Raw genomic sequence first — 19,378 nt, 5'->3', positions numbered from 1 at the left:
GTATCGCCGGGACGCACGGCAGGCTGCTGGCATGACACCGGACCCGGCAGCCGCACCGACGCCACCCCGCCTCCTCGTCCTGCGCGCCCTGGGCCTCGGCGACCTCCTCGCCGGCGTCCCCGCCCTGCGGGCCCTGCGCCGGGCCCACCCGCACCACGAACTGGTGCTCGCGGCCCCCGCCGGGCTGGCGCCGGTCGCACGGGCGACGGGAGCCGTGGACCGGCTGCTGCCCGCGTCCGCGCCGGGGCGGGAGGTGCCCGCGTCGCTCGACTGGAGCGGCCCGCCCCCGGACATCGCCGTCGACCTGCACGGCAACGGACCGCTCAGCCACCGGCTGCTGACGCACCTGCACCCGGCGAAGCTGCTCGCCTTCGCCCACCCGGACACACCGGAGATCGACGGACCCCCCTGGTACGCCGAGGAACACGAACGCGACCGCTGGTGCCGGCTGCTGCGGTGGTACGGCGTCGACGCCGACCCCGGCGACCTGCGGCTGCCCCCGCCGCGCACCGCCTCCCCGGCGCCCGGCGCGGCCCTCCTGCATCCCGGCGCCGGGTCGCCCGCCCGCTGCTGGCCCGTCGAGCGCTACGCGGCCGTCGCGGCCGGGCTGCGCGCCGGGGGCCTGCGGGTCGTCGTCACGGGGGGCGCCGACGAGGGCGACCTGGTGGCGCGGCTCGCCAAGGAGGCGGACCTCGCCGACACGGACGTGTTCGGCGGCGGGCTGCCCTTCGGCCGGCTGTCCGCCCTGGTCGCCGACGCGTCCTGCGTCATCAGCGGCGACACCGGCATCGCCCACCTCGCGGTCGCCCACCGCACGCCGTCCGTCACCCTGTTCGGGCCCGTCGCGCCCAGCCGTTGGGGCCCGCCGCCCGGCCCCCGCCACCTGGCGCTCTGGCACGGCCCGGAGGGCGACCCGCACGGCCGCCGCCCCGACCCCGCCCTGCTGCGCATCACCCCCGACGAGGTGCTGCGGGCCGCCGGCGAACTGCCCGGAATCCGGTCCGGGCGGAAGGGAACCCGGCACCCGTGAACCTCCAGGACCCGGACGCGTGCCGGGTGGGCATCGTCATCGCCACGCGCAACCGCTCCGCCGCCCTCGCCGGGAGCCTCGCCCAGCTGCTCGCCCTGCCCGAGCGGCCCCCGATCCTCGTGGTGGACAACGCCTCCACCGACGACACGCGCACCATGCTCGCCCGGGACTTCCCCGAGGTGCACCTGCTGGCCCTGCCGCTCAACCACGGGGCCCTCGCCCGCACCCACGGCGCCCGGGCCCTGGACACCCCCTACGTGGCCTTCAGCGACGACGACTCCTGGTGGGCGCCGGGCGCGCTGCCCCGGGCGGCCCGGCTGATGGACACGCACCCGCGGCTCGGCCTGATCGCCGCCCGCACGCTCGTCGGCCCCGCCGCGCACCCCGACCCGCTCAACGAGGTCCTGGCCGGCTCGCCCCTCGGCCCGGCCGCCGACCTGCCCGGCACCCAGGTCCTGGGCTTCCTCGCCTGCGCCTCCGTCGTCCGGCGCAGCGCCTACCTCGACGCGGGCGGCTTCCACCGGTTGCTGTTCTTCGGCGGCGAGGAGACCCTCCTCGCCTACGACCTGGCGGCCCGCGGCTGGGGCGTCACCCACTGCCCCGACATCGTCGCCCACCACCACCCGGCGACCGGGCCCCGCACCGGCCGCCCGGTCGTCCAGCGGCGCAACGAGGTCCTCACCGCCTGGCTGCGCCGCCCGGTGCCCTACGCGCTCGCCCGCACCCGCGCCCTGGCCGCCGAGGCCCGCCACGACGAGCACGCCCGGCAGGCCCTGCGCGCCACGCTCGTCCGGCTGCCGGCCGCCCTGCGCGAACGGCGGCCCCTGCCGCCGCACGTCGAACGGGCCGCGCGGCTGCTGGAAGAGGCCGCATGACCCGCCCCCGGACGACCGTCGTCGTCATCACCCACAACCGGCGCCGCGAACTGCTGCGGACCCTGGACCACCTCGCCCGGCTGCCCGAGCGCCCCCCGGTGATCGTCACCGACAACGGCTCGGCGGACGGCACCGCCGAGGCGGTGGCGCGCCACCACCCGCAGGTCCGGCTGCTGCGGCCGGGCCGCAACCTCGGCGCCGTCGGCCGCAACCTGGCCGTCCGCCAGGTCGACACGCCCTACGTCGCCTTCTGCGACGACGACTCCTGGTGGGCGCCCGGCTCCCTGGCCGGAGCCGCCGACCTGCTCGACGAGCATCCGGGCCTCGGCACGGTCACGGCCCGCATCGTCGTCGAACCGGACGGCGTCGACGACCCCGTCGTCGAGGAACTGCGCCGCTCGCCCCTCACCGGGCCGCCCTGGCTGCCCGGACCGGCCCTCGGCTCGTTCCTGGCCGCCGCGACCGTGCTGCGCACCGACGCCTTCCGCGCCGCGGGCGGCTTCCACCCGCGACTGTGGCTGGGCGGCGAGGAGGAGCTGCTCGCCGCGGACCTGGCGGCCGCGGGGTGGTGGCTGACGTACGCCGACCACCTGACGGTGCACCACCACCCCTCGGTGATGCGCGACGCGACCCTGCGCCGCACCCACGGCATTCGCAACACCCTGTGGTTCACCTGGCTGCGCCGCCCGGCCGGCCCCGCCCTGCGCCGGACGGTGCACCTGGCCCGCACGGTGCCGCGGGACGCGGCCTCGCTGCGCGCCTTCGCCGAGGCCGCCGCGGCCCTGCCCTGGGTGCTGCGCGAGCGCCGGGTCCTGCCCCAGGAGGTCGAGTCCCGGCTGCGCCTGCTGGAACCCGCCCAGCGCGCATCCAAGGCCCGCCGCTACACGGGCTGAGCCCGCACCGGCCGGGTGCGGGCCCCTCCCGGTCGTGCGGCGCGGTCCGTCAGCCGCCGCACCAGCGGCACATGAGCCGGAAGGCGGCGAACAGCGTCAGCGGCCACAGCGCGGCGAAAGCCCAGATCACGCCCGGCTCGGCGGTGACGAGCCCGGCCACCATGAGGGTGACCGACACCGCGAGCAGCAGCAGGACGGTCCACCCGCGGGGGCGGTAGGCGCCGACGCGGGCGACGAACCGGGTCGCGTCGGGACGGCGGTTCAGCCGGCCGGTGCGCATCCGGCGGTTCAGGCGGCGGTCGCGGCGCAGCACGCGTTCCATCTCGTCGAGGATGCGCTGCTCGTTCTCGGGAAGTCGGCCGATGGACACGCGCTTTCTCCTTCCGGACGGCCGGACCGTCGCCTCCCGGGGAACGTGCCGCGGGGACGGGCAGGCGGGGACGTGCAGGCGCGGGCGTGCGACGGGGGACGTACAGCGGGTGCCCCGGCAGTCCCGGGGACTAACCGGGTACGGGCCGGGCCAGTGCCTCGACGAGCCGGTCCGCGCTGTCCGGCGCGGCGCCCTCCCGGAACCCGTCCCGGATCTGCCGCGCGGCCACCCGCCCGCCGGTCAGGCACCAGTCCCACCAGCGGTCCAACTGCCGTACGCCCAGCGCCTCGGCGGGCACCAGCGCGGGCCAGCCGCAGGCCCGGGCCTGCGCGCCGAGTTTGGCGCCGCCCCGCACCGGGTCCACGGCCAGCACCGGTGTGCCGACCCGCAGGGCGATGACCAGCCCGTGCAGCCGGTCGGTGACGACGAGGTCCAGCCGGGCCAGGACGGACTGCAGTTGGGCGGGTGTCGCGCTCAGGTGCCAGTCGTGGGTGTCGAGCCGGGTCTCCAGCTCGAGCCGGGCGCAGTCCTTCGCGGCCAGCCAGCGCGTCACCTCCTCGGCGACCTGGCCGTGCCGCCGCAGCGCCCCGTACTCGTGCTGGCCGTGGGTGAGAATCACGCCGACCACCGGCCGCGCCGGCACCTGCGGGGCGCGGGCCGCCAGGTCCTCCACCGGCTCCCGGTCCGGCGCGTCCCGCGGGAGCACCCGGTGGAAGCCGGTCACCGCCGGGCTGCCGGGGTCGATGACCGAGGTGCCCACCGCGATCCGCACACAGTGCGCGAAGCGCCGGTGCAGCTCCTCCACCTGCGGTCCGTGCAGCGGACCGCAGACGAACACCAGGTGCGTGTAGTCGGCGGGCCGCAGCCGGTCCAGATGCAGGGCCTCCGGCCGGAACCCCGGGCTCCAGGCGATGTCGTACGGGATGCCCGTGCCCCGCAGGACGTCCTCCACCCGACGCAGGGCCAGGACGTCCCCGGCGGTCGCCTCCCCGTCGGGGAAACTGAACCACCCGGTCAGCAGCACCCTGCGCGGTCGTATGCCCTCGTGTGTCTGCACACGCCCTGAGTGCCCCGCCCGAGACCGGAACAATCAGGGCAAAAAGCACACCGTCGTACGCTGGACCCATGCGCCCCCCGACGCAGCCGCCGCTCTCCCTCACGGTCCGGCCGTCGGCGCCCGCCCTGGCTCTGCTGATCGGGGCGATGGGGTACGCCGCGACCCGGTTCGCGCACACCGCCGAACTGGCTCTGCCGACGGGCGGGGCCCAGCTGCTGGTGAACCTCGACCGGGACGCCCTCACCTCCACACCGCTCCGCTGCGCCCGGCGCAGCACCCCCGGCGCGGCCGTGCTCGGGCCCTTCACCGGGCCGGCCGTGATCGACCCGGCGCAGCAGGCCGCCGTCGTCTGGGTGGCGTTCCGTCCCGCGGGGCCGGGCCCCTTCCTGCCCGTGCCCGTCGGCGAGGTGCGCGACGAACTGGCCGGGCTCGGCGACCTGTGGGGCGCCGACGGCGCGGTGCTGCGCGAACGGCTGCTGGAGGCCGTGGCCGCCGGTGGCCCCCGCGCCGCACTGCGCACGCTGGAGACGGTCCTGCTGGAGCGGGCCCGGACCCCGCCGGCGCCCGACCCGGCGATCCGCCGCGTCGCCCTGCTGCTCGACCGGGGCGTGCCCGTCGCCGAGGTCGCGGACCGGCTCGGCGGGACGCCGCGGCGCCTGGCCCGGCGCTGCGCCGGCGAACTCGGCGTCCCGCCCAAGCGCTACGCACGGGTGCGGCGCTTCCAGCGGCTGCTGCGACGGGTGAACGCAGGGCAGCCGCCGCCGGACTGGGCGGCGCTCGCGGTGGACTGCGGCTACCACGACCAGGCCCACCTGATCCACGAGTTCCGCGCGCACGCCGGCATCACCCCGGGTGCGTACGCCCCGCGTTCGCCGCGTGAGGGCAACCACGTGCCGCTCCCCGGGTGAGGGTGCGCCGGGGCGGCGGTTCTCTACAATCCGCGGCCGCCGCCCGCCCGTCATCGTGGGGGCATGACGAACGCAGGCGGCAGGCCCGCCCTCACCCGGCTCCACGCCCGGCTCGTGGTCTCCGACGGGCCCCGGGCCGTCGACTTCTACTGCACCGCGCTGGGCGCCGAGGAGATCGAGCGGTACACCGGCCCCGAGGGCCGGATCGTCCACGCCATGCTGCGGCTCGGCGACGCGGTCCTCGCCGTCAAGGACGCCGCCGACGGCGACCCGGCGCCCCCCGACCTCGGCGGCACCCCGGTCATCATGGCCCTCGACGTGTCCGACGCCGACGCCGTCGCCGTCGCCATGCTGCGCGCCGGGGCGAGCGTCGTGCACCCGGTGGCCGACCAGCACTACGGGCAGCGCGGCGGACGGCTGGCCGACCCGTTCGGGCACCAGTGGATGATCTCCCAGCCCCTCGAGGACCTGACGCATGATCAGATCCAGCGGCGCACCGACGAGTTGTACCCCTCCTGAGGCGGCGCCCGCCCCGGCGGCACCCGCCCCGGCGGCGCCTCAGGTGCGGCCCGCGACCGGCTCCTCGACCGGGGCTTGCCCGTCCACCTTGCCGCCCGGGTGGCGCAGGGCGCACAGGAAGGCGATGCCCAGGGCGACGGCCATGCCGTAGAAGACCCACTGGTTGGCCTCGGCGAAGTCCATGCGGATCGCGGACATCGCGTCCCGGGTCGCCTCGGCGGCCTGGCCGGTGCCGGTGGGCGGCCGGGCGTCGCCGTTGCCCGTGACCGACTCGGTGACGTCCCGTGCGACGCTCCCGGCCGTTCCGGCGGGCACGCCCTGCGACTCCAGGGAGTCCGTCACCTTGTCCGTCGTGACGTGCGTCAGCATCGTGCCGTAGACCGCCATGCCCACACTGGCCGCGAAGTTGCGCACCGTCTGGGTGATGCCGGTGACCTCGCCGTAGGAGGTGCCGATGGCCCGGTTCACGGCGTCCGTCGAGGCCGGCGCCAGGATGAAGCCGACACCCGCCCCGGCCAGCGCCGCGTAGAGCCACTGGTCGTGCATGGTCAGATTGGTCAGTTCGCCCGCCCAGAGCGCGAACCCGACGGCACCCACCACGCCGCCCAGTTTCAGCGCCGGCCGCGCGCCCTTCTTGTCGAGGATCCGGCCGCCCCACTGGGAGGCGATCGCGAAGCCCACGAAGAAGTACAGCAGGAACAGCGCGGCCTGGTTCGGCGAGGCGCTCAGCGACACCTGCGCGTACACCGACGCGAAGAAGAACAGCGGGACGAACGCCAGCATCGCGAAGAACAGCACCAGCGCGTCCACGCTGAACGCCTTGTCCCGGAAGACCCGCAGGTCGATCAGCGGATGCTCCACCCCGCGCTCGTAGCGGACGAACCCGGCCAGCACCGCGAGGCCGCCCACGATGCACAGCCAGGTCGCCCAGCTGTCCCAGCCCCAGGAGAACGCCTGCTGGAAGCCGAGCACGCTCAGACCCATCCCGAGGGCGATGAGGACGGCACCGGGCACGTCCAGCGTGCCGGAGCGCCGCCGGTCGGAGATGTGCGCCAGGGCCGTCAGCACCAGCGCCACGATCGCCACCGGAACGTTGACCCAGAACACCGCCCGCCAGGTCCAGTTGGTCAGCCAGCCGCCCAGGAGCGGCCCGATGGCGGTCAGCGCGCCGGTGACCCCGAAGAACAGGGCGAGGGCGCGGCCGCGCCGCTCGAGCGGGAAGACGGCCACCACCACGGCCAGGGCCGCGGGGAACAACAGCGCGGCCCCGAGCCCCTGCGTGGCCCGGAAGACGATCAGCCAGGCCTGCGCGGCGCCGCCCGCGGGGACGCAGCCGCACAGCACCGACGAGACGACGAAGACCAGCGTGCCGATGACGACGACCCGGCGCGGGCCGTACAGGTCCGCGAGCCGCCCGCCGAGCGCGAAGAACGCCGCGAGGGACAGCAGATAGGCGTTGACCACCCACTGCATCCCGGAGGACGACAGGCCCAGCTCCCGGACGATGTCCGGAGCCGCGATCGACACGATGGTCTGGTCGATGAAGGTCATGGCGACGGCGAACATCATCGCCGCCAGCGCCAGAGTCTGCTGCGACACGGTTCGGGAGGGGGACGCGGTCCCGCGCCCCGGGCGCACATGGGTCACACGTCCAGTCTGCGCGCGCCGGAAACATGCCGCATCACGGGGCATCTTCCGCCTCTTGCGTAACGGCAATACCGCTGAACGGACCTCACGGCAATACCTCGGTCGTGTGAGGACGGCCTCCCCGGCCATGTGACCGTGGTCCGCCACGGATACCGCGTCGACCGTGCAGGATGCGGGCACCAAGGAGGACAAGCACCAGGACGAGGAGAGGCAGACGATGGTTCCAGCGGAAGCTGAACCCCAGAGGATCGGCATTCCGGCCGAATCCACTGCGGGCGAGACCAGGGTGGCGGCCACACCGGCCACCGTGGGCAGACTCGTCGCGCTCGGGTACGACGTGGTGGTCGAACCGGGAGCGGGAGCCGCGTCCCGCTTCTCCGACCCGGCCTACGAGGAGGCGGGGGCCCGCCTGGGCGACCCGTGGCAGGCGGAGATCGTGCTCAAGGTCAACGGCCCCTCCGACGAGGAGATCGGCCGGCTGCGCGACGGGGCGACCCTGGTCGCCCTGATCAGCCCCGCGCTCAACCCCGAGCTGGTCGAGGAGCTGGCCCGGCGGCCCGTCACCGTGCTCGCCATGGACGCCGTGCCGCGCATCTCGCGCGCCCAGTCCCTGGACGTCCTCAGCTCGATGGCGAACATCGCCGGCTACCGGGCCGTGGTCGAGGCCGCGCACGCCTTCGGCCGGTTCTTCACCGGCCAGGTGACCGCCGCCGGCAAGGTGCCGCCCGCCAAGGTCCTGGTCGCCGGCGCCGGAGTCGCCGGCCTCGCCGCCATCGGCGCCGCCCGCAGCCTCGGCGCCGTGGTCCGCGCCACCGACCCCCGGCCCGAGGTCGCCGAGCAGGTGCGCTCCCTGGGCGGGGAGTTCCTCGCCGTCTCCACCGAGCAGGAGGTGAGCACCGACGGCTACGCCAAGGCCACCTCGGAGGACTACGACCGGCTCGCCGCGCAGCTGTACGCCGAGCAGGCCGCCGACGTCGACATCATCATCACCACCGCCCTCATCCCGGGCCGCCCGGCGCCGCGGCTGATCACCGCCGAGGACGTCGCGCGCATGAAGCCCGGCAGCGTCATCGTCGACATGGCCGCCGCCCAGGGCGGCAACGTCGAGGGCACGGTCGCGGGCAAGGCCGTCGTCACCGACAACGACGTGACGATCATCGGCTACACCGACCTGCCCGGCAGGCTCCCGGCCCAGGCCTCGCAGCTGTACGGCACCAATCTCGTCAACCTGATGAAGCTGCTCACGCCGGGCAAGGACGGCCGCCTCGTCCTGGACTTCGACGACGTGGTGCAGCGGTCGATGACCGTGGTCCGCGACGGCGAGAAGACCTGGCCGCCGCCCCCGGTGCAGGTGTCCGCCGCCCCGGCCCCCGCCGCCGCGAAGGACGCCGCCGCCCCGGCCCCCGAGGCGGCGGCCAAGCCCGCCCGGCCCGCGTGGGCCTCCTACGCCCTCGTCGCCGCCGGCGCGCTCGCGCTGTTCCTCGTGACGGCCTTCTCCCCGAGCGAACTCCTCGGCCACTTCACGGTGTTCGTCCTGGCGATCGTCATCGGCTTCTACGTCATCGGCAACGTGCACCACGCGCTGCACACCCCGCTGATGTCGGTCACCAACGCCATCTCCGGCATCGTCGTGGTCGGCGCGCTGCTGCAGATCGGGCAGGGGGACACCGCCGTCACCGTGCTGTCGTTCGCCGCGATCCTGCTGGCGAGCATCAACATCTTCGGCGGATTCGCCGTGACCCGCCGCATGCTCGGCATGTTCTCGAAGGGCTGATCAGGGATGACCACAGACACGGCCGCCCAGGCCGCCTACGTCGTCGCGGCGCTGCTGTTCATCCTCAGCCTCGCCGGACTCTCCCAGCACCGGACCTCGCGTTCCGGCGTCGTCTGGGGCATCGCGGGCATGGTCGTCGCACTCGCCGCGACCGTCGGACTCGCCTCGCGCAGCATCACCGCCACCGGGCTGGTGCTGATCGCCGTCGCCACGGCGGCCGGGGCCGGCATCGGCCTGTGGCGGGCCCGGGTCGTCGAGATGACCGGCATGCCCGAGCTGATCGCCATCATGCACAGCCTCGTCGGTCTGGCCGCCACCCTGGTCGGCTGGAACGGCTACCTCGACGTCGACGCCGACCTGTCCGGCTCGCTGCTGGGCATCCACCACGCCGAGGTGTTCATCGGGGTGTTCATCGGCGCCGTCACCTTCACGGGTTCCGTCGTCGCCTACCTGAAGCTGTCCGCGCGCATCGCCTCCCGTCCGCTGACGCTGCCGGGCAAGCACGTGCTGAACATCGGCGCGCTGGTCGCCTTCGTGGGGCTGACCATCGCGTTCGTGGCCCGGCCGAACATGGGTCTGCTCATCGCGGTCACCGTGGTCGCCCTGGCGCTCGGCGCGCACCTGGTCGCCTCCATCGGCGGTGGTGACATGCCGGTGGTGGTCTCCATGCTGAACAGCTACTCGGGCTGGGCGGCGGCCGCCTCGGGCTTCCTGCTCGCCAACAACCTGCTCATCGTCACCGGCGCGCTGGTGGGCTCCTCCGGTGCCTACCTGTCGTACATCATGTGCAAGGCGATGAACCGGTCCTTCATCTCGGTGATCGCCGGCGGCTTCGGCACCCCGGCCGCGGCGGCCGAGGAGGGCGAGCAGGGCGAGCACCGGGAGATCGGCGCCGAGGAGACCGCGGAACTCCTGCGCGACGCCTCCTCGGTGATCATCACGCCGGGGTACGGCATGGCCGTCGCCCAGGCGCAGTACCCGGTCGCCGAACTGGCGCGCAAGCTGCGCGAGCGGGGCGTCGAGGTCCGCTTCGGCATCCACCCGGTCGCCGGCCGGCTGCCCGGGCACATGAACGTGCTGCTCGCCGAGGCCAACGTGCCCTACGACATCGTCCTGGAGATGGACGAGATCAACGACGACTTCGCCGCCACCTCGGTCGTCCTGGTCATCGGCGCCAACGACACGGTCAACCCGGCCGCCACCGACAACCCGTCGAGCCCCATCGCGGGCATGCCGGTGCTGCATGTGTGGGAGGCGGCGAACGTGGTGGTCTTCAAGCGGTCCATGGCCGCCGGCTACGCGGGCGTGCAGAACCCGCTGTTCTTCCGCGAGAACACCCAGATGCTCTTCGGCGACGCCAAGCAGCGCGTCGAGGACATTCTGCGTGGGCTGGACGCCCTGGACAGCCCGGTCCGCGAGATGGCCGGCACGTCGGGCTGAGCCGACGGGCACCTCGCGCACGAGGGCCGGCTCGACACCGTCGAGCCGGCCCTCGCGTTGTTCCGTGCGGTCAGTCCGTGCCGGACTCCATCGCCGCGCGGTCCAGCCAGGCGTCCTCCTCCGAGACCTCGCCGCGGGAGGCGATGGCCTCGGCGCCGCCCTGCGGCAGCTCCGGCATGGTGCCGATCAACCCGGTCGCGGCGGCCTGGGAGGCGCCGATCGTGGGGCTGCCGGTGCCGATCAGGCCGATGCCGGCGTACTGCTCCAGCTTGGCGCGCGAGTCGGCGATGTCCAGGTTGCGCATGGTGAGCTGGCCGATCCGGTCCACCGGGCCGAAGGCCGAGTCCTCGGTGCGCTCCATGGACAACTTGTCCGGGTGGTAGCTGAACGCCGGGCCGGTCGTGTCGAGGATCGAGTAGTCCTCGCCGCGCCGCAGCCGCAGCGTCACCTCGCCGGTGACGGCCGCGCCGACCCAGCGCTGGAGCGACTCGCGGATCATCAGGGCCTGCGGGTCCAGCCAGCGGCCCTCGTACATCAGCCGGCCGAGGCGCCGGCCCTCGGTGTGGTACTGGGCGAGGGTGTCCTCGTTGTGGATCGCGTTGACGAGGCGCTCGTAGGCGGCGTGCAGCAGGGCCATGCCCGGGGCCTCGTAGATGCCGCGGCTCTTGGCCTCGATGATGCGGTTCTCGATCTGGTCCGACATGCCGAGCCCGTGCCGGCCGCCGATGGCGTTGGCCTCCATCACCAGGTCGACGGCGGAGGGGAACTCCTTGCCGTTGATCGACACCGGGCGGCCCTGGTCGAAGCCGATCGTCACGTCCTCGGGGGCGATCTCGACCGTCGGGTCCCAGAACTTCACGCCCATGATGGGCTCGACCGTCTCGATGCCGGTGTCCAGGTGCTCCAGCGTCTTGGCCTCGTGCGTGGCGCCCCAGATGTTGGCGTCGGTGGAGTACGCCTTCTCGGTGCTGTCGCGGTAGGGGAGGCCGTGGGCGAGCAGCCACTCCGACATCTCCTTGCGGCCGCCGAGCTCGGTCACGAACGCCGCGTCCAGCCAGGGCTTGTAGATGCGCAGGTGCGGGTTGGCGAGGAGACCGTAGCGGTAGAACCGCTCGATGTCGTTGCCCTTGAAGGTCGAGCCGTCGCCCCAGATCTGGACGTCGTCCTCCAGCATCGCCCGCACCAGCAGCGTGCCGGTGACGGCCCGGCCGAGCGGGGTGGTGTTGAAGTACGCCCGCCCGCCCGAGCGGATGTGGAACGCGCCGCAGGTCAGCGCGGCCAGGCCCTCCTCGACCAGCGCAGCTCGGCAGTCGACCAGGCGCGCGATCTCGGCGCCGTAGGTCTGGGCACGGCCGGGCACCGAGGCGATGTCGGGCTCGTCGTACTGGCCGATGTCGGCGGTGTAGGTGCAGGGGATCGCGCCCTTGTCGCGCATCCACGCGACCGCGACGGAGGTGTCGAGACCGCCCGAGAAGGCGATGCCGACGCGTTCGCCGGCGGGCAGGGAGGTGAGGACCTTGGACATAGAAAGAGTATGTATCACTTTGCATAGTCATGCAAGCCGGGCGTGCGCATTCCCCGTTCCGGTTGCTCGTTCCGGTTGCTTCCGGCTCAGGTTCCCGCGGCCTCGGTACCGCCGCCGAGCGCGCCGAGGATCCGTTCGGCGGCCAGGGTCGGGGTCAGTTCGCCGCCCCGGACCCGCTCCTCCAGCACGGGCGCCAGCGCCCGTACCGCGGGATCGGCCTGGAGACGGCCGAGGAGCTCGTCGCGGACCATGCTCCAGGTCCAGTCGACCTGCTGGTCGCGGCGCTTGGCGGTGAGGCGGCCGGTGGAGTCCAGCAGCGTGCGGTGCTGCTCCAGGCGCTCCCACACCGTGTCCAGCCCCGTCGACTCGCGGGCGCTGCAGTGCAGCACCGGCGGCGTCCAGAACGCGTCCTTGCCGTGCATCAGCCTGAGCGCGCCCGCCAGTTCCCGCGCGGCGGCCCGGGCGTCGCGCTCGTGCGGTCCGTCGGCCTTGTTGACGGCGATCACGTCGGCCAGCTCCAGCACACCCTTCTTGATGCCCTGGAGCTGGTCGCCGGTGCGGGCGAGGGTGAGCAGCAGGAAGGTGTCGACCATGTTCGCCACGGCCGTCTCGGACTGGCCGACGCCCACCGTCTCCACCAGGATCACGTCGTAGCCGGCCGCCTCCATCACCACGATCGACTCGCGGGTGGCCTTGGCGACCCCGCCGAGGGTGCCCGCCGTGGGGGAGGGGCGCACGAACGCCGCCGGGTCCACGGCCAGCCGCTCCATCCGGGTCTTGTCGCCCAGGATGGAGCCGCCCGTACGGCTGGAGGACGGGTCGACGGCCAGCACCGCCACCCGGTGCCCGAGCGAGGTCAGCAGCGTGCCGAAGGCGTCGATGAACGTCGACTTGCCGACGCCGGGCACCCCGCTGACGCCGATCCGCCGGGCCCGGCCGCTGTGCGGCAGCAGCGCGGTCAGCAGCTCCTGGGCCAGCGCCCGGTGCTGGGGGCGGGTCGACTCGACGAGCGTGATGGCGCGCGCGACGATCGCCCGCTTCCCGTCGAGCACGCCCTTCACATACGCGTCGACATCGATCACAGCTCGTGCCCGAGACCGTCCGACAGCCGCCGCACCAGGTCGTACGCCGCGTCCGGGATCACCGTCCCGGGCGGGAAGACGGCCGCCGCCCCCATCTCCAGCAGCGTCGGCACGTCCTGCGGCGGGATGACCCCGCCGACGACGACCATGATGTCCTCGCGCCCCTCCTCCGCCAGCGCCTCGCGCAGCGCCGGGACGAGGGTGAGGTGACCGGCCGCCAGCGACGAGACGCCGACGATGTGCACGTCCGCCTCGACGGCCTGCCGGGCCACCTCGGCGGGCGTCTGGAACAGCGGGCCGACGTCCACGTCGAAACCGAGGTCGGCGAAGGCGGTGGCGATCACCTTCTGGCCGCGGTCGTGGCCGTCCTGGCCCATCTTGGCGACCAGGATGCGCGGGCGGCGCCCCTCGGCCTCCTCGAAGGCGGACACCAGGGTGCGGGTGCGGTCCACGCTCGGGGACTCTCCCGTCTCGTTGCGGTACACGCCGGTGATCGTACGGATCTGACTCGCGTGCCGTCCGTACACCTTCTCCAGGGCGTCGGAGATCTCCCCGACCGTGGCCTTGGCGCGGGCCGCGTGCACGGCCAGCTCCAGCAGGTTGCCCTCGCCGTCGGCGGCCCTGGTCAGCGCCTCCAGCGCGTCCCGGCAGGCCTGCTCGTCGCGCTCCGCGCGCAGCCGCCGCAGCTTCTCGATCTGCTGGGCGCGCACCGAGGAGTTGTCGACCTTCAGGACCTCGATCTGCTCGTCGGTCTCCACCCGGTACTTGTTGACACCGATGACCGGCTGCCGGCCCGAGTCGATCCGGGCCTGGGTGCGGGCCGCGGCCTCCTCGATGCGCAGCTTCGGGATGCCCGCGTCGATGGCCTTGGCCATGCCGCCCGCGGCCTCCACCTCCTGGATGTGCTGCCAGGCCCGCCGCGCCAGGTCGTACGTCAGCTTCTCCACGTACGCGCTGCCGCCCCACGGGTCGATGACCCGCGTGGTCCCGGACTCCTGCTGGAGCAGCAGCTGCGTGTTGCGGGCGATGCGCGCCGAGAAGTCGGTCGGCAGGGCGAGCGCCTCGTCCAGGGCGTTGGTGTGCAGCGACTGCGTGTGCCCCTGGGTGGCCGCCATCGCCTCGACGCAGGTGCGCGTGACGTTGTTGAACACGTCCTGCGCGGTCAGCGACCAGCCGGAGGTCTGCGAATGGGTGCGCAGCGACAAGGACTTGGCGTTCTGCGGATCGAACTGCTTGACCAGCTTCGCCCACAGCAGGCGCGCCGCGCGCAGCTTGGCGACCTCCATGAAGAAGTTCATGCCGATCGCCCAGAAGAACGACAGACGCGGCGCGAACGCGTCCACGTCCAGGCCGGCTTCACGGCCCGCCCGGATGTACTCCACGCCGTCCGCGAGGGTGTACGCCAGCTCCAGGTCGGCCGTCGCACCCGCCTCCTGGATGTGGTAGCCGGAGATGGAGATGGAGTTGTAGCGCGGCATCCGCTGCGAGGTGTACGCGAAGATGTCGGAGATGATCCGCATCGACGGCTTCGGCGGGTAGATGTAGGTGTTGCGGACCATGAACTCCTTCAGAATGTCGTTCTGAATGGTTCCGGCCAGCTTCTCGGGCGGTACGCCCTGCTCCTCCGCCGCCACGATGTACAGCGCCAGCACGGGCAGCACCGCGCCGTTCATCGTCATCGACACGGTCATCCGGTCCAGCGGGATCCCGTCGAACAGCTGCCGCATGTCGAGGATCGAGTCGATGGCCACGCCCGCCATGCCGACGTCGCCCGTCACGCGCGGGTGGTCGCTGTCGTAGCCGCGGTGCGTGGGCAGGTCGAAGGCGACCGACAGGCCCTTCTGCCCCGCCGCGAGGTTGCGCCGGTAGAAGGCGTTGGACTCCTCGGCCGTGGAGAACCCCGCGTACTGGCGGATCGTCCAGGGCTGGTTGACGTACATCGTCGGGTACGGGCCGCGCAGGTACGGCGCCGCTCCCGGGTACGTGTCCAGGAAGTCCAGGCCCTCCAGGTCACGGCCGGTGTACAGCGGCTTGACGGAGATGCCCTCCGGGGTCTCCCACAGCAGGTCGTCCCCGCCGGAGGCGTTCTTGACCGCCGCGCGCCACTCGTCGGGCGTGCCGTCGGCGGCCGGGGTGCCCAGCTCGATCCCGGAGAAGTCGGGGATGCCACGGGGGGCGGTCATCGGGCAACTCCCATGCGGTCGAGGGTCGCGGACAGCACGGCCACGGCGTCGCAGCCCGCGAAGACGTAGCCGTCGACACCGGGGTACTCCCCGGGCCGCCCGGCGAGGAACACGTGCGAGGCACCGGCCTCCTTGAGCTGCGCGGCCCGGGCCGCCGCCTGCTCCTCGTACAGGGCGTCGCTGGAGCACAGCACGGCCTCACGCGCGCCGCTGTCCGCGAAGTCGCCCTCGGCGACCGGCTCGATGCCGCCCGCCTGGAACAGGTTGGAGGCGAAGGTGAGGCGCGCGGTGTGGGCGGCGGCCGGGCCGAGCGCGGCGAGGAAGATCCGCGGCCGGGAGCCGGTCGCGGCCAGGTGTGCGTCCGAACGGGCGCGCAGCGCCTCGAAGGCCTCGTCGCGGCGCACCCGCGGCAGCCCGCCCGACGGCCGCCCGGGCGCGGGCTCGCGCACCACCGGCTTCTCCGCCAGGAACGGGAACTCGCTGACACCGGTGACCGGTTCGCGCCGCTCGGCCAGCCGTCCGGTGCGCTCCCGCCAGGTCTCGGCGAGGTCCCGCTCGACGTCACCGGACCGCAGGGCGGCCGCCATGCCGCCGAGCCGTTCGATCCGCTGGAAGAACTCCCAGCCCGCGTGGGCGAGTTCGTCCGTGAGCCGCTCCACGTACCAGGAGCCGCCCGCCGGGTCGATCACCCTGGCCAGGTGTGACTCCTCGATGAGGATGGTCGAGGTGTTGCGGGCGATGCGCCGGGCGAACGCGTCCGGCAGGCCGAGTGCGTCGTCGAAGGGCAGCACCGTGACCGCGTCGGCCCCACCGGCTCCGGCCGCCAGGGTGGCGATGGTGGTGCGCAGCATGTTCACCCAGGGGTCGCGGCGCGTCATCATCACCGGCGACGTGACCGCGTGCTGGCGCTGCGCCCCGGCGGCCGGGGCGCCGCAGACCTCGGCGACCCGCGCCCACAGCCGGCGCGCGGCCCGCAGCTTGGCGATCGTCAGGAACTGGTCGGCGGTCGCCGCGTACCGGAACTCCAGTTGCCCGCAGGCCTGTTCGACGCTCAGCCCGGCACCGGTCAGCTCCCGCAGGTACGCCACCGCCGTGGCCAGCGAGGCCCCCAGCTCCTGCGCGGCCGACCCGCCGGCCTCGTGGTACGGCAGCGCGTCCACGGTCAGCGCCCGCAGTTGCGGGTACTCCCCGGCGCACCGTCGCGCCAGCTCGGCCGCCGCCGTGAAGTCCTGCCGCTCACCGGTACGGGCCTCGAACCCGAGCGGGTCGGCGCCCAGGTTGCCGCGGGCGGCCTCCGGCGCGACGCCCCGCTCCTCGTACAGCCGGAACAACTCCCGCGCGGCGGACTCCGTGTCGCGCCCGGCGTCGAGCACCACCCCGGCCAGGTCGAGGTAGACCCCGTCGAGGACCGCGCCCAGGGAGGGCACCGGGACACCGCCGTCGCCGACGGTCAGCCACAGCGAGGTGACGCCGTTCTCCAGGTCGGCGAGCAGCGCGTCGCGGTCGGCCGCCGCGTGCCGCTGCCGTACGTCCCAGCCACCGACCGTGTTGCCCTCGGCGCGGCCACCCCGCACGAACGGGGCGAAGCCGGGCAGCCCCGGTTCGGGTGCGGCGTCGCGGGCGGTGTACAGGGGACGGGTGCGCAACCCGTCCTCCAGCGCGGTGGACAGGGCTTCCTCGGCCTCGGCGCCCCCGACGTCCTTGCCCGACTTGCGCAGCACACCCGCCACTAGGCGCTGCCACTGCTCGTGGGGCACGTCAGGGAACTCGCCGGCCAGCTCAAGCCCGTCGTCAGGCAGGACCGTCATGCTCGGATGCTAGGTCACGGACACGAACGGGCAGCAGAGGGGACGCCTGTGACCTTCCCCTCGCTCAGATTGTGACCCCGCTCTCCCCGCCCCCGGCGGGGACGCCGGTGGACCCGGCCGGGGGCGGGCCGGAGGCCGGTGCCGCGGTCCCGGCGGCCCGGACGACTCGGGCGCTCGCGGGGCGGGCCATGGCCCGGCAGATCGACACGGGTCACCCGGGCCACCAAGGGGAGGCCCCCCGCCGGCCACGGTGCCCTGCACGTCCCGGCCCCCGGGACGGGGCAGTGGGCGGCGGTTGTCCCGCGCCCGACGGGCGAAGCCCGGCGGGAGACGGTGGGGCCCCCGCGGGAAGCGGTCGTGCCCGTCCCCGTGCCGGGGGCGGGCCTTCTCGCCGGTTCTCACGCGGTGTGCACGGGCGCCGCCTGCCCGGTGGGCACCGGGACGCGCACGGACTCCATGACGAAGCCGCTGCGGATCCGGGCCGGCAGACGGTTCAGCGGGATCCTCAGGTCCTGCTCCGGCACCTCGTACTCCAGCCCGGCGAGCCGCGGGGCGAGGGCCGCCAGCAGGGCGATCGTGATGTCCTCGCCGGGGCAGCGGTGGCCCGTGGCGGGATCGCCGCCGCCCTGGGGGATCAGCTCGTCCCGGGCGGGCGGGTGCCCGAGGAAGCGCTGCGGCGCGAAGGCGTGGGGCTCGTCCCAGAGTTCCGGGTCGTGGTTCTGCCCGTACAGGTCGAGCAGGACCATCGCGCCCTCGGGGATCGGCTCGCCGTGCCAGTCCAGGTCGGTGACGGCCAGGCCGCCCACGAACGGGGCGAAGGGGTAGAAGCGCCGCAGTTCGTGGGCGAAGGCCACGGCGTAGGCCGGGTCGCCGCCGCGCAGTTCCTCGCGGACGTCCGGGCGGCGCAGCGCGTGACCGGCGTAGGCGACGAACCAGCACACCGCGACGGTGGGGCGGACGACGTTGAGCAGTTCGACCGCGGCGGTGCGCGGGTCGAGGAGCCGCCCGTCGGCATCCCGGTGCCGGGCCACCACGTCCAGGACGGACCCGTCCGGGGCGGTCGCCCCACCGGCGCGCACACTCCCGACCAGGGCGCCCAGCCGGCCCTCCAGGCGGGCCCGGGCCCGGCGGGCACGCCAGTGGCGCGGACCCGCCGTGGCGAAACCGTCGACCAGGGACACCAGGTCCGCCGCGACCGCGTCACCGTCCTCGAGCGGGATCCCGGCCCAGCGGCACACGCCCCGGGTGAGCACGCGGCTCGCCTCGTCGAACAGCACGATCCGGCGGCCGGGCCAGGAGCGCACCGTCTCGTCCCAGTCCGCGGTGACGGCGTCCACCACCCCGGCAACCGCCCGCGGCCCGGTGAGCAGGGAGAGGAACATGCCCTTGCGGCCGCGGTGCAGGGGGCCGTCCAGCGTGTGCACGGCCCCGTGCCCGAACAGAGTGCTCAGCACCGGGCCGGGCAGGGCCGAACCGCGCTCGACGTGCCGCTCGTCGTAGAAGAAGCGCACCGCCTGCGGGCCGTGCAGGGCCACGGCGTGCCGGCCCATGAGGCGGGTGCGCACCAGAGGGGCGTCCGTGCGGCGCCTGCGGTCGGGCAGCCAGGTGTAGCCCTTGACCAGCAGGGCGAGCGAACTGTCGGCGAGCACGGGGCGACGGCTTCGATCCATGGCGCCGCGAGTGCCCCCCGGGCCACACCGGGAAACGCCCCCGGAAACCGGGGAGGTTGGGTGGTGCAGCGGGGGTACTCGCGGCGCACCGGGCGCTCGACGTGACGCGCCCCTCACGCCGGAAGGCCACCGCCATGAGCTCACGAACGCAGCCGACGACCGGTGCCCGCACGCCCGTCCAGACGGCGGCACTGCTGGTGGGAGCAGTGTTCCTGCTGGTCGGCATCCTGGGCTTCATACCGGGGATCACCACCGGATACGACTCGATGGAGTTCGCCTCGCACGACTCCGGTGCCGAACTGCTCGGCGTCTTCCAGATCTCCGTCCTGCACAACCTGGTCCACCTCGCGTTCGGCGTGGCCGGCCTGGCCATGTCCCGCAGCGCCGCGGCCGCCCGCACCTACCTGCTGGCCGGCGGCGCCGTCTACCTCGTGCTGTGGCTGTACGGCCTGATCATCGGCCACGACAGCGCCGCCAACTTCGTCCCGCTGAACACGGCCGACGACTGGCTGCACTTCTTCCTCGGCATCGGCATGATCGCCCTGGGCGCCCTGCTCACCCGCGGCCCGGCCACCGGCACGCGGAGGGCGTGACATG

General features: G+C 74.0%; 16 protein-coding genes. 8 read left to right on the top strand and 8 right to left on the bottom strand.

Features of this window, described 5'->3' with window-relative positions; genetic code table 11:
• Positions 1-31: 31 nt before the first annotated feature.
• The 3 genes from ACH4C6_RS18325 to ACH4C6_RS18315 are packed head-to-tail and all read left to right on the top strand — an operon-like array spanning position 32 to position 2,798.
• Complete coding sequence (locus ACH4C6_RS18325; protein ID WP_398109601.1) at positions 32-1,030, top strand: glycosyltransferase family 9 protein; 999 nt, start codon at positions 32-34, stop codon at positions 1,028-1,030.
• Positions 1,027-1,905, top strand: a complete 879-nt coding sequence (locus ACH4C6_RS18320) for a glycosyltransferase family 2 protein (protein ID WP_398109600.1) — start codon at positions 1,027-1,029, stop codon at positions 1,903-1,905. The genes ACH4C6_RS18325 and ACH4C6_RS18320 overlap by 4 nt, the downstream gene beginning before the upstream one ends.
• The gene (locus ACH4C6_RS18315) at positions 1,902-2,798 is read left to right on the top strand and encodes a glycosyltransferase family 2 protein (RefSeq protein ID WP_398109599.1); all 897 of its coding nucleotides are present in this window, start codon (positions 1,902-1,904) and stop codon (positions 2,796-2,798) included. The genes ACH4C6_RS18320 and ACH4C6_RS18315 overlap by 4 nt, the downstream gene beginning before the upstream one ends.
• Before the next feature lie 49 nt (positions 2,799-2,847).
• Here ACH4C6_RS18315 and ACH4C6_RS18310 read toward each other — a convergent pair whose 3' ends face one another.
• Both ACH4C6_RS18310 and ACH4C6_RS18305 read right to left on the bottom strand, forming a co-directional pair.
• On the bottom strand, positions 2,848-3,168 hold the full coding sequence (locus ACH4C6_RS18310; protein WP_398109598.1) for a DUF3040 domain-containing protein: 321 nt from the start codon (positions 3,166-3,168) through the stop codon (positions 2,848-2,850).
• A gap of 130 nt (positions 3,169-3,298) precedes the next feature.
• Positions 3,299-4,225, bottom strand: coding sequence for a polysaccharide pyruvyl transferase family protein (locus ACH4C6_RS18305; protein ID WP_398109597.1), 927 nt, complete (start codon positions 4,223-4,225; stop codon positions 3,299-3,301).
• Positions 4,226-4,293: 68 nt separating this feature from the next.
• Here ACH4C6_RS18305 and ACH4C6_RS18300 point away from each other — a divergent pair, with 68 nt between their 5' ends.
• Both ACH4C6_RS18300 and ACH4C6_RS18295 read left to right on the top strand, forming a co-directional pair.
• Positions 4,294-5,133 carry a helix-turn-helix domain-containing protein gene (locus ACH4C6_RS18300; protein WP_398109596.1) on the top strand — a complete coding sequence of 280 codons (840 nt, stop codon included), beginning with the start codon at positions 4,294-4,296 and terminating at the stop codon, positions 5,131-5,133.
• A gap of 63 nt (positions 5,134-5,196) precedes the next feature.
• Complete coding sequence (locus tag ACH4C6_RS18295; RefSeq protein WP_398109595.1) at positions 5,197-5,652, top strand: VOC family protein; 456 nt, start codon at positions 5,197-5,199, stop codon at positions 5,650-5,652.
• 39 nt (positions 5,653-5,691) lie between these two features.
• On the opposite strand, the gene ACH4C6_RS18290 is transcribed toward ACH4C6_RS18295, so the two are convergent.
• Positions 5,692-7,221 carry an MFS transporter gene (locus tag ACH4C6_RS18290; RefSeq protein ID WP_398109928.1) on the bottom strand — a complete coding sequence of 510 codons (1,530 nt, stop codon included), beginning with the start codon at positions 7,219-7,221 and terminating at the stop codon, positions 5,692-5,694.
• Positions 7,222-7,516: 295 nt separating this feature from the next.
• Here ACH4C6_RS18290 and ACH4C6_RS18285 point away from each other — a divergent pair, with 295 nt between their 5' ends.
• Positions 7,517-9,073, top strand: a complete 1,557-nt coding sequence (locus ACH4C6_RS18285; protein ID WP_398109927.1) for a Re/Si-specific NAD(P)(+) transhydrogenase subunit alpha — start codon at positions 7,517-7,519, stop codon at positions 9,071-9,073.
• A 6-nt stretch (positions 9,074-9,079) separates the two neighbouring features.
• Complete coding sequence (pntB, locus tag ACH4C6_RS18280; protein ID WP_398109594.1) at positions 9,080-10,513, top strand: Re/Si-specific NAD(P)(+) transhydrogenase subunit beta; 1,434 nt, start codon at positions 9,080-9,082, stop codon at positions 10,511-10,513.
• A 70-nt stretch (positions 10,514-10,583) separates the two neighbouring features.
• Here pntB and argG read toward each other — a convergent pair whose 3' ends face one another.
• The 5 genes from argG to ACH4C6_RS18255 form a co-directional block, all read right to left on the bottom strand.
• Complete coding sequence (gene argG / locus ACH4C6_RS18275) at positions 10,584-12,038, bottom strand: argininosuccinate synthase (protein WP_398109593.1); 1,455 nt, start codon at positions 12,036-12,038, stop codon at positions 10,584-10,586.
• Positions 12,039-12,124: 86 nt separating this feature from the next.
• The gene (gene meaB / locus ACH4C6_RS18270; RefSeq protein ID WP_398109592.1) at positions 12,125-13,120 is read right to left on the bottom strand and encodes a methylmalonyl Co-A mutase-associated GTPase MeaB; all 996 of its coding nucleotides are present in this window, start codon (positions 13,118-13,120) and stop codon (positions 12,125-12,127) included.
• Positions 13,117-15,303, bottom strand: a complete 2,187-nt coding sequence (gene scpA, locus ACH4C6_RS18265) for a methylmalonyl-CoA mutase (RefSeq protein ID WP_398109591.1) — start codon at positions 15,301-15,303, stop codon at positions 13,117-13,119. The genes meaB and scpA overlap by 4 nt, the downstream gene beginning before the upstream one ends.
• Positions 15,300-17,111: a methylmalonyl-CoA mutase family protein gene (locus tag ACH4C6_RS18260; RefSeq protein ID WP_398109590.1), complete on the bottom strand. Its 1,812-nt coding sequence runs from the start codon at positions 17,109-17,111 to the stop codon at positions 15,300-15,302. Before ACH4C6_RS18260 ends, scpA begins: the two co-directional genes overlap by 4 nt.
• 398 nt (positions 17,112-17,509) lie before the next feature.
• Positions 17,510-18,781, bottom strand: a complete 1,272-nt coding sequence (locus ACH4C6_RS18255; RefSeq protein WP_398109589.1) for a cytochrome P450 — start codon at positions 18,779-18,781, stop codon at positions 17,510-17,512.
• Positions 18,782-18,915: 134 nt separating this feature from the next.
• On the opposite strand from ACH4C6_RS18255, the gene ACH4C6_RS18250 reads away from it, so the two are divergent.
• A complete protein-coding gene (locus ACH4C6_RS18250; RefSeq protein ID WP_398109588.1) occupies positions 18,916-19,374 on the top strand; it encodes a DUF4383 domain-containing protein in 459 nt (152 codons plus the stop codon).
• The last annotated feature ends 4 nt before the right edge of the window (positions 19,375-19,378 follow it).

The sequence above is a fragment of the Streptomyces sp. NPDC017943 genome (assembly GCF_044328425.1).
GTDB classification, from domain to species: Bacteria; Actinomycetota; Actinomycetes; order Streptomycetales; family Streptomycetaceae; genus Streptomyces; species Streptomyces djakartensis_A.
This window is presented reverse-complemented; position numbering and strand designations above follow the sequence as displayed.